Consider the following 14,304-nt stretch of genomic DNA (forward strand, 5'->3'; position numbering starts at 1 on the left):
GGCCCGGGCTAGCCTGGGCGGATGAGCGACAGCACCGACATCGACGCCTTCTGGAGCGCGGCCAGGCAGGCGACGCCCGGACTCCCGGCGACTCTGCCCGAGGCCTGGGCGTTCGGAGCCACCCCCGCGCACGCCGACGAACTGCTCGCGCTGGTGCTCGACGGGATCAAGGTCGGTACCGCGTCTTCGCTGTGGGACTACGAGGCGACCGGCGACCCGCTTCCGGTCGTGGGCGAGCTGAGCATCATCCTCGACGGCCGCGGAGCGCCGCGCGCCGTGATCGAGACCACCGCGCTCGAGACCGTTCCCTTCGACGAGGTCGACGCGGAGCATGCCTTCGCCGAGGGAGAAGGGGACCGCACGCTCGCGCACTGGCGAGAGGTGCACGAGCGCTTCTGGCGAGAGCACTCCGAGAACCCGCGCGGCTACGAACCGGACATGCCGGTGCTGTGCGAGCGGTTCCGCCTCGTGTATGCGGCCTGAACCGCGTCTGTCTCCCCCGACGGACGGGGTGATCACCCGCGACGCATCCGGCGCCCCGTCAGCAGCGCACCGCCGGCGAGCAGCAGCGCCGTCGCAGACGACAGCGCCGCCCCCGTCGCGTCGGGTACTCCACCGGTCGTGGCCAGGGAGGCCACGAGCAGGGCGCCCTCAGCCGCCGGGTCGGCTGTCGCGCCGTCGCCGGAGCCGAGGCTCTCGACGACGCTGATGTCGACGGCGGTGGAGGTCCCCTCCTCCGGGACGAGCACGATCTCGTGATCGCCGGGGGACGTGTCCACCGGCACGCGCCAGGTCAGTGTCGCGGTTCCGTCCGATGCCGCGACCACGGTCCCCATGTCGACGGGATCGGAGTGGAAAGCGAGGGCGGCCTGCGCCCCGCCGCCGAGGCCCGCGATCATGACGGTGACCTCCTCGCCGGCCGCGAGGCGCGTGCGGGACAGTGCGAGCTCCACCGCGCCCGTCGTCGATGACGCACGAGGTGCCGGCAGCGGCTCCGCCTGAGCCTGCGGTGGCAGCATGGTCGCCGTCGTCACCGTGAATAGCAGGGCGGAGGTGAGGAGCACGACCTGCGTGACGGTGGTCCTTCGTCTTCGACCCTGGCGGGACGAGGAGCGGACACGGTGCGTGCGGCGCACGTCCCTCGGCGACGGCGTGGAGTTCATGGAGCGTTCCTCTCGACGGTGAAAACGCCAAGAGTAGGCGGGGTGTTTGCGCTCTCACAACGCTCCCGCCCCGCAAGATGCCCATATTCCGTGGGGCCGGTGTCAAGCGGTCTGATGCAGGCGATGACGGGCGAACGCGATCGCCGCCGTGGCAGCGGCCAGGGCGATCCCGAGCAGTGCGCCGGCCGCTCCGATCAGGCTCACCGCGCCCAACCACCCCGCGATCGGATAGGTGAGCAGGAAGCAGGCGTGGGAGAGTGCGAACTGCGCGGTGTAGACGAGCGTGCGGTTCGCGGGGGTCGACGCGTCGGCCAGCAACCGCGACGACGGCGTGTTCACGAGCGAGGTTCCGATGCCCAGCAGCACCCAGGTGCCGAGGAGCGCGCTCCACCCTGCTCCGCCGGCTGCGGCGATCCCCGTCACGATGACCGCGGCGAGCAGCCCGGCGACGATCACGGCCGCCCCGATCGACATGGTGCGGATCACGCCCAGGCGTTCCACGATCCCGGGGATGCTCAGCGCGGTCACGAGGGATCCGATCCCGTAGCAGGCGAGCGCGAGCGCGAGGGCGGCGTCGTCGAGGGCGAAGACGGCGCGTGCGTAGACGACCGAGTTGACCAGCACGATCGCCGTGCCTGCGGCGACCACCATGTTCGTGAGCAGCAGGAAGCGCAGGGTGGGAGTGCGCGCGAACACCGCCGCTCCCGCCGGGAGGCGCTGCCAGAAGGAGGTGGCGGGAAGCCCGTCCTCGGCGCGGGGCAACGGTGTGCTCAGCACCAGCAGCGCGGAGAGCGCGAAGCCGATCGCCGTGCCCGCGAACAGATCGTGGAACGAGATCACCGTGAGCAGCGCTCCGGCGATGAGGGGACTGAGCAGCGCCTCGAGGTCGTACGCGAGTCGTGAGAGCGAGAGCGCGCGCGTGTAGTCCTTCGGGTCGGGGAGCACCGCGGGGATCAGCGACTGGAAGGCGGGCGTGAAGGTCGCGGACGCGGACTGCAGCACGAACACCAGCACGTAGATCTGCCAGGTCTCGCTGACGGCCGGGAGCAGCAGGGCGATCACGAGACGGACCGCGTCCGCCGTGATCAGGACCGCCTTGCGCGGAAGCCGATCGACCAGGGCCGCGATCAGGGGAGCGACGCCGACGTACGCCACCATCTTGATGGTGAGCGCGGTGCCCAGCACGGATCCCGCGGCGTCGCCCGCGATGTCGAAGGCGAGCAGCCCGAGGGCCACGGTGAGCAGCCCCGTTCCCAGCAGTGCGACCACCTGCGCCGAGAACAGGCGGGCGTAGACGGTGTCGCGCAGGACCCGGAGCACTACCGCGTCTGCTCGGGTGCGGGGTGTGCGCCCCGGTGGTGGGCGGGGTCGGTGCTCAGCGAGTGCTCCGCCTGGTAGATGGCATCGGCCACGAGCTGCCTGGCGTGCTCGTTCGCGAGGCGGTAGAACACCCGGGTGCCCTCCTGCCTCGTGACGACGATCCGGGCGAGCCGGAGCTTGGCGAGGTGCTGCGACACGGCGGGCGCCGGCTTGTCGACGATGTCGGCGAGGTGGTTGACGGAGAACTCCTGATCACGCAGCGCCAGAATGATGCGGATGCGGGTCGCGTCGGCCAGCATCGCGAAGACCTCGACGGCGAGTTCGACGTAGCTGCTGTCCGGCGTGAGGGAACATTGCTTATCTGCATGCATACGCAGATTATTGCATAAGCTGTGGACTGTCGGGCCAGCCCGCGATGAGGCAGGCTGGAAAGGTGGGACGCCGGCGACCACGGCGCCCGAGGAGGAGCAGCATGGCAGAGGCCTACATCGTCGACGCGGTCCGATCCCCGGTCGGCCGGAGAGGCGGCTCCCTCTCCGGAATCCACCCCGCGGATCTCGGTGCGCACAGTCTGACCGCGCTGGTCACGCGGACCGGGATCGACCCCGCCGCGGTGGACGACGTCATCCTCGGGGCGATCGACGCGATCGGAGGCCAGGCCGGGAACGTCGCCCGCACGGCGCTGCTCGTCGCGGGCTTCCCGGAGCACGTGCCCGGAGTGACGATCGACCGGCAGTGCGGATCGAGTCAGCAGGCCGTGCACTTCGCGGCGCAGGCCGTTCTCAGCGGCACGAGCGACCTCGTCGTCGCCGGCGGACTCCAGAACATGTCACGGATCCCGCTCACCGCGGCCGCGACCGTCGGGAAGGACTTCGGCTTCACGACACCGTATGCGGAGTCGCCCGGATGGCGGGCACGATACGGCGACCAGGAGATCTCGCAGTTCCGCGGTGCCGAGCTCATCGCCGAGCGGTGGGAGATCTCGCGGGAGGACATGGAGCGGTTCGCGCTGGAGAGCCACCGCCGTGCGGCTGTCGCGCAGGACGACGGTCGGTTCGCGAACGAGATCGCCCCGCTGAACGGCCTCGACCACGACGAGGGCGTGCGGCGCGATACGACGCTCGAACGCATGGCCGGGCTGCAGCCGCTCGCCCCGGGTGGGCGGATCACGGCAGCCGTGGCTTCGCAGATCAGCGACGCGTCGAGCGCGGTGCTCATCGCGAGCGAACAGGCCGTGAAGGACCACGGCCTGACGCCCCGTGCGCGCATCCACCACCTCTCGGTGCGGGGAGACGACCCCGTGCTGATGCTCACCGCGCCCATCCCGGCGACCAAGCACGCTCTGGAGCGCACCGGGCTGCGCGCCGACGACGTCGACCTGTTCGAGGTGAACGAGGCCTTCGCATCGGTCGTGCTCGCCTGGATGCGCGAGACCGGCGTCCCGCACGAGAAGGTCAACGTCAACGGCGGCGGCATCGCCCTCGGGCACCCGATCGGAGCCACGGGCACGCGCATCCTGGCCACGATGCTCAACGAACTGGAGCGCACCGGCGGCCGTTACGGCCTGCAGACCATGTGCGAGGGCGGCGGCGTCGCGAACGTCACGATCATCGAACGGCTCTGAGGGGGCACGCGAAAGGGCCGCCCCGCGGGGCGGCCCTTTCGGTGGTCGTGGCTGGACTCAGGGGCGGACGAAGCGCACCTCGGTCAGCGTCTCACCCAGGAAAGGCTCCGTGTGCGAGGCGCCGTCGAGATGGAAGCCGTTGCGCGTGTAGAAGCGGTGTGCGCGAGGGTTGTCCTCGGCGACCCAGAGGTACAGCGGCTCGTCCTTCTCCACGGCGGCGTCGAAGAGCTTCTGCCCGATGCCCGTGGAGTGATACGCGTCGAGCAGGTAGATGAAGTACAGCTCGCGGAATGCGGGAGCGTCCTTGTCGCGGGCCGGGCCGGAGCCGACGAAGCCCACGATCTCGCCGTCGACGAGCGCGGCGTTCATCTTGAACTCGGGGCCCTGCGCGGCCCAGTGCGTCCACAGCTCGGCCATGCGCCGCGGAGAGACCTTCTCGAGCGCTGCCTTGCTGATCAGGTGGTCGTAGGTCTCGTGCCAGCACTGGGCATGCACGCGACCGAGGGCTTCCGCATCCACATCACGGACCGGACGGACGATGACTTCAGGCTGGGCTTCGGCGCTCATGGTCGTGACTCTACGCGCGGCGTCCGAGAACAGGAAATCGAGCAGGAGCCGGATGACGCGGGGCGGACGGGCATGGAGGGTTCGCACAACGTTGTTCGCCGATCGTGCACTCCTGGCTACGATCGATCCTCGTGAATGTGATCTGGCGGACCCTCCTGGTGATCCTCGGCGCGCGCCGTCGCGTGCGGCAGGGCAAGACCCTCGATCCGACGTCGGTCGGCACCGTCACGGTGACCACCCTCCCCACCGACCTCGACATCCTGCGCCACATGAACAACGGCCGCTACCTGTCACTGTTCGACCTCGGCCGCTGGGACCAGCTCATCCGCACCGGGCTGTTCGACGCCATGAAGGAGCGCGGCTGGTACGCGGTCGTGTCGAGCGAGACGATCACCTTCCGCAAGTCGCTGCAGCTGTGGCAGCGGTTCGAGGTGCAGTCGCGGTTCATCGGCCACGACGACAAGGCGCTCTTCATGGAGCACCGCGCGGTCGTCGACGGCGAGGTCTACGCCAGGGCCATCGTCCGAGCGCGGATGCTCCGACGCACGGGCGGCACCGTCAGCAACGAGGAGCTCTTCGCCGCGGTGGGCAGGCCCGAGGGTGTGCCGGAGATCGACGCCTGGGTGCACGACTGGGCTGCCGCATCCGCCCTCCCTCCCGTGCGCACTCCCGCCCCCAGCGTCTGGCCCTGACGCCGCTGCAGGAGAGCGGGGTGGGCGATATATTGACCGTGTGCTGGCCATCCTGAGGACCACCGGGCGCGTGCTGTGGCGACACTGGCCCGCGCTCATGGCGTGGTACCTCGCCGGAGTGCTGGTGCATTACGTCTTCACCGAGGTCGCCGGGTTCGTGGGCGCCTCATCCGCGACGCTCGGGTTCCTCGTCCTGCCGATCGGCATCCTCGCGCGGCTGATCAGTCTCGTGGCGATGTTCCTGGTCCTGCGCGACGGTCTGCGCAATCTGCAGGAGATCGCTCCGCTGCCGGAATCGTCCGCGGAGCGGCGTCGCACCTTCCTGACGGCGCTGCTCGCGGGCATCCTGCCGTTCTTCGCCGTGTACTGGGCGCAGGGCCTGCTGAGCGAGGACATCCGCGCGTACTCCCTGCGCGCGCTCGAGGTGCGCCAGGGCATCGTCCTGACGGCGAGCGTCAACGGCGAGCCTCCCGTGGGCTCCGAGGACACGGTGCTGAACCTGCCGATCAACGTCTGGACCCTCTCGATCATCGTGATCGCGTTCGCCGGGCGGTGGGCGTGGTCGAAGTGGTCTCCGAAGCTCGCGGCCTGGCTGTCTCCCGTGGCGGTGTACTTCGAGGTCGTGTGGGTCTTCTTCTCGGTGATGGTCCTCGGCGACATCTTCGACGCGATCAAGGCGTGGGTCGACAGCCGTGCCGCGATGGCCTTCCTGGAGTCCGTCCGAGAAGGCGTCCTGGATGCGGTGGCACCGCTGCGCTGGCTGTGGGACGGGATCGGCTGGGTCATCTCCGAGGCCGGGCCCGTGCTTCTCGCACCGCTGGCCTGGCTCACGATCGCCGGAGTGGTCTTCGGTCAAGCGATCGTCGCCGAGAAGCTCCGCGTCGAGAGCGAGCTCGTCTCCCGCTTCCGGCAGCACACCGCCGTCATCCCCAACCGGCTCGTGCGCCGGTTGCGGGACCTCGGTGACGAGCTGGGAGCGCGCTTCCGTCCGATCGGCCGCGCCCTGCTGCTGATGTGGCGGGCGGGGCCGCTGCTCGTCGCCTCCTACGCCCTGCTCTACGTCGTGGTGAAGGCGCTCGAATCGCTGCTGGGGTTCGGCGTCACGCGACTGATCGGCCCCCAGGACTACGTGTTCTGGGCGGTGCTGGCGCCGCTGGTGTCCCTCATCCCGGTGCTGCTCGTCGAGCCGATCCGGATCGCCGTGATCAGCGGCGCGTACGATGCCACGCTCGGCAGGCTCCGTCGCCGCCAGCAGGAGCATCCGGCCTCGCCGACCGAGTCCACGGCCGAGTCCGAGATGCGCGCCGTGGCGGATGCGGCCGGACTCCTCCCGTCATCCGTCGACGCCGTGGCCGCCTCGGTCGTCTCCGCGCCGCCCCGCGATGCGGTCGGCGGTCAGGGGTCGAGCGTGAACCTCAGGAACGACGCGCCAGCGCCGTAGGGGCGCACATCGACCCAGAAGGGCCCCGTCGCATCCTCGGGGACGACGAACGGGACGATCAGCTCGTACGGATCCGCGCCTTCGCTGAGGCACGTCTCGGGTTCGTCGGCGCTCCAGGGCAGTCCGATCTCCAGACGCACCGGCCGCCACTCCCGCCCGGTCGCCTGCTCCACGAGCTTCGGCGTCTCGCAGCCGATGCCCTCGACGCTCGGATCCACCGGCACCGCGACGGCGATCAGGCGTGTGTCCTCGGGTACGTCCAGCCCCGAGACGTCGTCGATCTCACCGCCCCGGAGCGGCCCCCACTCCGCCCCGGCGAGTTCGGCGGTGTCGTCCGGGGCGACGGAGACGGCCGTGACCGGTCGCCCCCCGAAGCCGAAGAACTGGTACCACTCCTGCCATCCGACCGCCGCGGCGGTGAGCGGAGCGAGCACGAGCAGCGCCACGAGCGCCACGCGGTTCCGGCGCCACCACGAGGGCGGCTTCGAAACGGCGGGAGCCTCGTCGGCGGGGGCGGCTCCGGGATGCAGGGGAGGAGGGATCGTCATCAGCGCGCCCATCCGTTCTCGGCCAGGAGCACCTCGGGCTCGGTCGTGAGCTCGGCGAGGTCCAGCGGCAGGTCGATCACACCGTCCAGCTGCACGTCGGCCGACCCGCCCCCGGGAATGCCGAGCCGGAGCACCGCCTGATCATCCGTCACGTCGTCGGGGAGTTCGAAGGCGAGGCTTCCGGACCGCGGGACGCCCGTGACGAGGGCCTGCTTGAAGAACGTGGTGCCGCGGTCGGTCGCGCTGAAGGTGCGGTCGCCGACGGTGAGCTCGGCCAGCCGGAGGGTGCTCAGGTCCTGGGTGACCCGCGACGCCGCCGCCAGGTCGACGACGAGCCAGGTGCCGTCGGCGGACCAGTCCTTCGCGTCGGTCACTCGGTCGGCCAGCCGGACATCGGTGACGGTGACGGTGAGGTTGCGGGTGCTCGCCGGCTCGTCGATGCTCGCGATCTCCGGGAACGGGGCGCTCGCCGCGTCGTCGGACGGCGTGAGCTTCGATACGCCCCAGGCGCAGGCGAGCAGTGCGGCCGTCGCCGCCCAGACGAGCACGTGCTTCCTCACGGGGCGGCCACCTCCTCGATCGTCGTCGTCAGCGTCGCGCCGACACGGACGTCGTCCCAGAAGTCCCCCCGCACCACGGACTTGCCGACATAGTGCGTGGAGTCTGGGAGGGTCAGCGAGATCTCCTCGCCGTCGTGGAAGTCCTCCGGACCGACGATCCACGCCAGCAGCAGGCGGGCGGGAACATCCGGCTGCAGCACGGGGGAGGAAGTTCCGTCGTCGGCACGCGACACCGCGGCCTTCTCCTCGAGCCCGTCGATCCGGATGCCGTCGACCACGGCGGATGTCTTGTTGCCGGAGACCGACGATCGGGGTGCCGGGAAGGTGTTGACCACGTCGACGGTCACGACCAGCAGCCGCTCCTGCTCCTCCTCGTCGGGGTACAGGCCCGCCATCCCGCGCTCGTCACGCAGCTCGACGCCCACCACCGTCATCTCGAGGTCGGACCCGGCGAAGGTCTCGCCGACCGACGCTTCCGGCGTCGGATCCACCGCGGCGGCTTCGAGACCGCCGAACAGGGCGGTGCCGGCCAGCAGCACGGCACCCGCACCCGTGAGAAGCCAGGAGGTCGGGATCAGATCGATGCTCCGCCGTGCCCACCCGAGAACCTTCGCCCTGGCGCCCGCATTCGCGGCGGCGACGTCCGCGTCGGATCCCGGCCGGGAGCCCTCGGGCGGTGTCGTGGTCACGGCAACAGCATAGGACCGCAGGTGGAGGCGGGAGGCGGCCCGCCCGCGCATTCCCCGGAATCGCCGGAAGCGGATCTAGGCTGAAAGTCATGGCCGACCTCCCGCCGGATGCCGAGGCATCCGCTCCTCTCGCAGACCGCGCCGTCGAGCTCGCGCGGCGGTGGGCGATCGAGGCCGCGGCGGTCGATCCCGACCCGGCGGCGGCCCGTCTGGCCGGTGTGCTGCAGGATGCGAACGGCCTGCCGTTCACGCTCGGCTTCATCGACGGGGTGATGCGGCCGGAGAGCCTGACCGCCGCCGCCTCGCAGCTGCACCGGATCGCCCCGATCGTGCCGGAGTTCCTCCCCTGGTACCTGCGGTCGGTCGTGCGGCTCGGGGGAGAGGTCGCCCCCGTCCTCCCGTCACCGGTGGTGCCCATCGCGCGGCGGGTGCTGCGCGAGATGGTCGGGCACCTCGTCGTCGATGCCCGGCCCGCGAAGCTGGGTGCCGCGATCGAGCGGATCCGCGCCACGGGTTCGCGACTGAATCTCAACCTGCTCGGAGAGGCCGTGCTGGGAGAGGCCGAGGCGCGGCGACGGCTCGACGGCATCCACACGCTCATCCAGCGGCCCGACGTCGACTACGTCTCGGTCAAGGTCTCCGCCATCATCAGCCACCTGTCGATGTGGGCCTTCGACGAGATCGTGGACCAGGTCGTCGAACGACTGCTGCCGCTGTACATCACCGCGGCCGCCGACGGCACCTTCATCAACCTGGACATGGAGGAGTACCGCGACCTCGACCTCACGATCGCCGTGTTCACGCGCATCCTGGAAGACCCGCGGCTGCAGGCGCTCGAAGCGGGCATCGTGCTGCAGGCCTACCTGCCCGACGCGCTGCCGGCCCTGCAGGAGCTCACCGCGTGGGCGGGCGATCGCGTCGCGCACGGGGGTGCGCGCATCAAGGTGCGCCTGGTCAAGGGGGCGAACCTGGCGATGGAGCACGTCGAGGCGACGATGCACGGCTGGACGCCCGCGACCTACGACTCCAAAGTCGACACCGACGCGAACTACCTGCGCTGCCTGGACTGGGCGCTGCGCCCCGAGCACACCGCCGCCGTCAAGCTCGGGGTCGCGGGACACAACCTCTTCGGCATCGCCTACGCCTGGCTGCTCGCGGGCGAGCGCGGGGTGCGGGATGCCGTCGAGTTCGAGATGCTCCTCGGCATGGCGCAGGGACAGGTGCAGGCGGTCGCCCGCGAAGTCGGCCCCGTGCTGCTGTACGTGCCGGTGGTGGAGCCCGCGGAGTTCGATGTGGCCATCAGCTACCTCGTGCGGCGGCTGGAGGAGAACGCCTCCCCCGAGAACTTCCTCTCCGCCGCGTTCCGACTCGGAGAGGACGAGACCCTGTTCGCCCGGGAGCGGGACCGGTTCCTCGACGCGCTCGATCGTTCCGGCGACGACACCCTCTTCGTCGGTCCCCGCCGCACGCAGGATCGCCTCGCCCCCGTGCACGAGTCGGTGCGGCCCGCGCCCCTCGCCCCGCTGCCGGAGACCGATCTGACGAAAGCGGTGCTCGGCATCTCCCGCGGATCCGGTGACGGCGACCGGGAGGCCTTCCTCGAGACCGCGGTGTACTCGGCGCGCGAGATGGAGCAGGACGCCGGCGGTGCGCCCGGATTCTTCAACACCGCGGACAGCGACCCGGCGCTCCCGGCGAACCGGGATTGGGCGCGGGAGGTGCGCGAACGCATCAGCTTCTCTTCTCTGGGCGCCGACACCATCGCGCTCGCGCGGATCGCCGATGCCGAGGCTCTCGAACAGGCGATCCAGGGGGTCCGCCGTGCCGCGCCCGCGTGGGGAGGCCGTCCGGCCACCGAGCGCGCCGAGGTGCTGCTGCGCTGTGCCGCCGCGCTGGAGTCGCGCCGGGGCGATCTCATCGAGGTCGCAGCGTCCGAGACCGGGAAGGTCTTCGCGGAGGCCGACGTCGAGGTGAGCGAGGCCGTCGACTTCGCCCGGTACTACGCGGCCAAGGCACGGGAGCTCGACGCGATCGGCGGCGCGGTGTTCGTGCCCTCGTCGGTCACGGTGGTCACACCGCCGTGGAACTTCCCCCTCGCGATCCCTGCGGGCGGAGTGCTCGCTGCCCTGGCCGCCGGCTCCGGCGTCGTCTTCAAACCGGCACCGCAGGCGCGACGCTGCGCCGCCGTGATCGCCGAGATCCTGTGGCAGGCGGGCATCCCGCGCGATCTGCTGGCGCTCGTCGACATCGAGGAAGGCGAACTCGGCCGCGAGCTCATCACGCACGACGCGGTGGACCGGGTGATCCTGACCGGCGCGTGGGACACCGCCGCCCTGTTCCGCTCCTGGCGCCCCGACCTGCCGCTGCTCGCCGAGACGAGTGGCAAGAACGCGATCGTCGTCACCCCCTCCGCCGACCTCGACCTCGCGGTCGCCGACCTCGTCAAGAGCGCCTTCGGCCACGCGGGTCAGAAATGCTCCGCGGCGTCCCTCGCGATCCTCGTCGGACCGGTCGGGCGCTCCACCCGGTTCGCGCGACAGCTCGCAGACGCCGTGCGATCGCTGCACGTCGGACAGCCGACGGACCCGCTGTCCGAGGTCGGCCCGGTGATCGAGAAGCCCCAGGGCAAGCTCGCCTGGGCCCTGAACGAACTCGAGGGCGATGAGCAATGGCTCATCCGCCCGGTTCTCTCCCCGGACGACGACGGCAGCGGGCGGCTGTGGCGCCCCGGCGTCCGGGTGGGCGTGCAGCCCGGATCCCGCTTCCACACCGAGGAGTTCTTCGGCCCTGTGCTCGGGGTGATGCACGCCCCGACGCTCGCCAGGGCGGTCGAGATGCAGAACGCCGTGGCCTACGGCCTCACCGCGGGCCTGCACACCCAGGATCCCGACGACCTCGCGTTCTGGCTCGACCGGGTGCAGGCGGGCAACCTCTACGTGAACCGCGGCATCACCGGCGCGATCGTGCAGCGGCAGCCGTTCGGCGGCTGGAAGCGGTCATCGGTCGGACCGGGAGCGAAGGCCGGAGGCCCGAACTACCTCATCGGTCTCGGATCGTGGCGCTCCCAGCAGGGCGGCCCCGCGTCGAGCACCCTTCACCTGCGAGGCCTCGATTCCCGGATCACGGCACTCATCGAAGCCGCCCAATCCTCGCTCGAATACGAGTCGTTCGAGTGGCTGCGCCGCTCCGCGCTGTCCGACGCCCTGGCCTGGGACCGCGAGTTCGGGCAGGTGCGCGACGTCTCGCACCTCGGCGTCGAGCGCAACCTCTTCCGCTACCGTCCCGTGCCGGTCGAGATCCGGGCGACAGGCGATGCGGCGCTGCAGGACCTGCTGCGCGTCGTCATCGCCGGTGTCCGCTCCGGCGCGGACTTCATCCTGTCGACGCCGGTCGGGCTGCCGGCCGAGGTGCGCCGTGCCCTCGGCGACCTCGACGCTCCGGTGTTCCTCGAGAGCGACGACGAGTGGATGCAGCGGGTGCTGCGCGAGGGACACGACAGCGACCCCGCGGCACGACCGCGCCCCGATCGAGTGCGCCTGATCGGTGGCCGGACGCAGGTCGCGACGCTGCACACCGCGCTCGCGACGGCCTCCGGGGGAGACCCCGACCTCGCGGTGTACGACGGCGAGGTGACCGCGGCTGCTCGGATCGAGCTGCTGCCCTTCGTGCACGAGCAGTCGATCACCATCACCGCGCACCGCTACGGCAACCTCGACCCCTGGAGCGCCGAGGTCATCTGACTCCGCCCGCGGCCGCGCTCGCCCGCGGCTCTGCAACCGGGATGGAGCGTGGTGTAAAGAATTCTTGACACGGGATGGACCCGGGCGTAGCGTGAGTGTGTCAATAATTCTTTACATGGAGGGCGTCATGGTCTACGAAGAGCGCAACGCGTGGGCGGGTCTCATCGTCAGCCCGATCGTGATGGTCGTGTACGTCACGCTGGTGCTGCAGCAGGCTGCCGGAGGGCCGCTCACCGACGTGGACTGGTTCCCGCTCATGCTGTGGGTGATCGGCGGGGGCATCGTCGGCACGATCGTCCTCGGCATCGTCTGGGGCATGATCGCGGGTGTGAAGGACCCGGACGGCGTCGGGCGCTCGGACATCCGCGACCGGGACATCAGCCGGATGGGATCCCGCGTCGAGCAGGCGTTCGTCGTGATCGCGGGTCTCGGAGTGATCGTGCTCTGCGCGGTCGGGGCTGACGTGTTCTGGATCGCGAACACCATGTTCGCGGGGTTCGCCATCGCGGCGGTCGTCGGCGGCATCGCCCGCGTGACCGCCTACCGGCGAGGACTCGTCTGATGGTCAAGCCCACCCGTGTGTCGAACAGCATCCGTCTCCATCGCGAGCGTGCCGGGCTCACGCAGGCCGAGCTCGCCCGCACCATCGGCGTGACCCGGCAGACGCTCATCGCGATCGAGCAGGAGAAGTACTCGCCGACCCTCGAACTCGCCTTCCAGATCGCCCGCGCGTTCGGTGTCGGCCTCGACGAGGTCTTCGCCTACCCCGACGCGGAGGACGCATCATGAGCCGCACGATGTCCGCATGGCGACGCGAGAGCTACGGTCCCGCCGTCGGCATGACGCTCGAGCACATCGCGGTTCCGGTGCCCCGACGGGGCGAGGTGCTGCTGCGCGTGCGGGCCACGGCCCTCAACGCGGGGGATGTGCGGCTGATGCTCGGCGATCCGCTCCTCGTGCGCCCGGTCTTCGGCCTGACCCGTCCGAAGCACCCGGTCCGCGGGATGGAGGTCTCCGGCACGGTGGTCGCGGTCGGCCCCGACGTCGTCGGCGCCGAGATCGGGGAGGACGTCGTGGGCGAGCTGGTGGGCGGAGGCGGACTCGCCGAATACGTCCGTGTGCCCGCGTCGCGGCTCGTGCCGATCCCGCCCGACGTCTCGCCCGAAGCGGCCGCGTGCCTGCCCATCGCCGGAGGGACCGCGTGGCAGGCGCTCGATCTCGCGGGCGTCGGCCTGGCGCCGGGGACGGTGTCGCGGGTGCTGGTGATCGGTGCGTCCGGAGGTGTCGGAACGTTCACGGTGCAGCTCGCCGCGCTCCGCGGCGCCGAGGTCTGGGCGAGCTGCGGCTCCCGCAACGCGCCGCTGCTCGAGCGTCTCGGCGCCGTGCGCACCTTCGACCATCGGGAATCGCCGCTGAGCGACCTCCCCTCGGAGCGCTTCGACGCGGTCATCGACGTCGCCGGCGGGATGCCGCTGCGGGAGCTGCAGCGGCTGGTCGTTCCCAGCGGGCACGTGGTGCTGGTGACCGGCGACGGCGGTCGGGTGCTGGGCCCGGTTCCCCGGATGCTGCGCGCCGCGGTGCTGTCTCTCGGATCGCGGCGCATCCGCCCGCTGGCCGCGAAGCCGCGTCCGGAGGTCCTCGCGAAGCTCCTGGAGCTCGTCGCCGACGGTCGTGTGGTGCCCGTGATCGATCGCGCATACCCCTTCGCCGAAGCATCCGCCGCTCTCGCCCAGCTCGAGGCCGGCCACACGGTCGGCAAGGTCGTGGTCAACGCCCCCTGATGCGGCCCCGGGCGCGTACCTCTGCTCCGGCGGGAGCAGGGGGAGCGCGGGGCGAGGCGGGTGCTGGCGGGAGCGAGGGGTGGATGGCACAATGGATGCGGCGTGCCCGAGTCGCATCTTCCCCGCCTCCGACGGAGCAGCGGGTCGAAGGACCGCCGGGCCCCTGGACAGCGTCCGCC

At 70.9% G+C, this 14,304-nt stretch carries 15 protein-coding genes; 8 read left to right on the forward strand and 7 right to left on the reverse strand.

The annotated features are described in order from the left end of the window. Positions 1 to 21 precede the first annotated feature (21 nt). Complete coding sequence (locus F6A08_RS03275; RefSeq protein WP_151458606.1) at positions 22 to 483, forward strand: ASCH domain-containing protein; 462 nt, start codon at positions 22 to 24, stop codon at positions 481 to 483. 32 nt (positions 484 to 515) lie between these two features. Here F6A08_RS03275 and F6A08_RS03280 read toward each other — a convergent pair whose 3' ends face one another. From F6A08_RS03280 to F6A08_RS03290, 3 genes are all read right to left on the reverse strand, one after another. Continuing rightward, positions 516 to 1,163, reverse strand: a complete 648-nt coding sequence (locus F6A08_RS03280) for a hypothetical protein (RefSeq protein ID WP_151458607.1) — start codon at positions 1,161 to 1,163, stop codon at positions 516 to 518. Positions 1,164 to 1,265: 102 nt separating this feature from the next. Then, complete coding sequence (locus F6A08_RS03285) at positions 1,266 to 2,483, reverse strand: MFS transporter (RefSeq protein ID WP_124896483.1); 1,218 nt, start codon at positions 2,481 to 2,483, stop codon at positions 1,266 to 1,268. Beyond that, on the reverse strand, positions 2,483 to 2,854 hold the full coding sequence (locus F6A08_RS03290) for an ArsR/SmtB family transcription factor (protein WP_017204162.1): 372 nt from the start codon (positions 2,852 to 2,854) through the stop codon (positions 2,483 to 2,485). Before F6A08_RS03290 ends, F6A08_RS03285 begins: the two co-directional genes overlap by 1 nt. A 101-nt stretch (positions 2,855 to 2,955) precedes the next feature. Here F6A08_RS03290 and F6A08_RS03295 point away from each other — a divergent pair, with 101 nt between their 5' ends. Then, on the forward strand, positions 2,956 to 4,107 hold the full coding sequence (locus F6A08_RS03295) for an acetyl-CoA C-acetyltransferase (RefSeq protein WP_124896482.1): 1,152 nt from the start codon (positions 2,956 to 2,958) through the stop codon (positions 4,105 to 4,107). A gap of 57 nt (positions 4,108 to 4,164) precedes the next feature. On the opposite strand, the gene F6A08_RS03300 is transcribed toward F6A08_RS03295, so the two are convergent. Beyond that, positions 4,165 to 4,674: a GNAT family N-acetyltransferase gene (locus tag F6A08_RS03300; protein WP_026049959.1), complete on the reverse strand. Its 510-nt coding sequence runs from the start codon at positions 4,672 to 4,674 to the stop codon at positions 4,165 to 4,167. 131 nt (positions 4,675 to 4,805) lie between these two features. On the opposite strand from F6A08_RS03300, the gene F6A08_RS03305 reads away from it, so the two are divergent. Then, positions 4,806 to 5,366, forward strand: a complete 561-nt coding sequence (locus tag F6A08_RS03305; RefSeq protein ID WP_017204165.1) for an acyl-CoA thioesterase — start codon at positions 4,806 to 4,808, stop codon at positions 5,364 to 5,366. Positions 5,367 to 5,406: 40 nt separating this feature from the next. Continuing rightward, positions 5,407 to 6,807, forward strand: a complete 1,401-nt coding sequence (locus F6A08_RS03310) for a hypothetical protein (protein ID WP_151458608.1) — start codon at positions 5,407 to 5,409, stop codon at positions 6,805 to 6,807. Here the strand turns inward: F6A08_RS03310 and F6A08_RS03315 are convergent. Genes F6A08_RS03315 through F6A08_RS03325 form a run of 3 tightly spaced genes read right to left on the reverse strand, consistent with a single transcriptional unit; the run spans position 6,762 to position 8,604 of the window. After that, complete coding sequence (locus F6A08_RS03315; RefSeq protein ID WP_151458609.1) at positions 6,762 to 7,355, reverse strand: hypothetical protein; 594 nt, start codon at positions 7,353 to 7,355, stop codon at positions 6,762 to 6,764. The genes F6A08_RS03310 and F6A08_RS03315 overlap by 46 nt on opposite strands. Further along, positions 7,355 to 7,915 carry a DUF4352 domain-containing protein gene (locus F6A08_RS03320; protein WP_151458610.1) on the reverse strand — a complete coding sequence of 187 codons (561 nt, stop codon included), beginning with the start codon at positions 7,913 to 7,915 and terminating at the stop codon, positions 7,355 to 7,357. Before F6A08_RS03320 ends, F6A08_RS03315 begins: the two co-directional genes overlap by 1 nt. Further along, positions 7,912 to 8,604, reverse strand: a complete 693-nt coding sequence (locus F6A08_RS03325; RefSeq protein ID WP_151458611.1) for a hypothetical protein — start codon at positions 8,602 to 8,604, stop codon at positions 7,912 to 7,914. Before F6A08_RS03325 ends, F6A08_RS03320 begins: the two co-directional genes overlap by 4 nt. An 89-nt stretch (positions 8,605 to 8,693) precedes the next feature. Here F6A08_RS03325 and F6A08_RS03330 point away from each other — a divergent pair, with 89 nt between their 5' ends. From F6A08_RS03330 to F6A08_RS03345, 4 genes are all read left to right on the forward strand, one after another. Beyond that, positions 8,694 to 12,344, forward strand: coding sequence for a proline dehydrogenase family protein (locus tag F6A08_RS03330; protein ID WP_151458612.1), 3,651 nt, complete (start codon positions 8,694 to 8,696; stop codon positions 12,342 to 12,344). A 115-nt stretch (positions 12,345 to 12,459) separates the two neighbouring features. Further along, a complete protein-coding gene (locus F6A08_RS03335; RefSeq protein ID WP_225855716.1) occupies positions 12,460 to 12,906 on the forward strand; it encodes a hypothetical protein in 447 nt (148 codons plus the stop codon). After that, entirely contained in the window at positions 12,906 to 13,133 is a 228-nt protein-coding gene (locus F6A08_RS03340) for a helix-turn-helix transcriptional regulator (protein ID WP_124896475.1), read from the forward strand. The genes F6A08_RS03335 and F6A08_RS03340 overlap by 1 nt, the downstream gene beginning before the upstream one ends. After that, positions 13,130 to 14,125: an NAD(P)-dependent alcohol dehydrogenase gene (locus F6A08_RS03345; RefSeq protein ID WP_151458613.1), complete on the forward strand. Its 996-nt coding sequence runs from the start codon at positions 13,130 to 13,132 to the stop codon at positions 14,123 to 14,125. The genes F6A08_RS03340 and F6A08_RS03345 overlap by 4 nt, the downstream gene beginning before the upstream one ends. Positions 14,126 to 14,304 lie beyond the last annotated feature (179 nt).

It is taken from the genome of Microbacterium algeriense, assembly GCF_008868005.1.
Lineage (GTDB): Bacteria > Actinomycetota > Actinomycetes > Actinomycetales > Microbacteriaceae > Microbacterium > Microbacterium algeriense.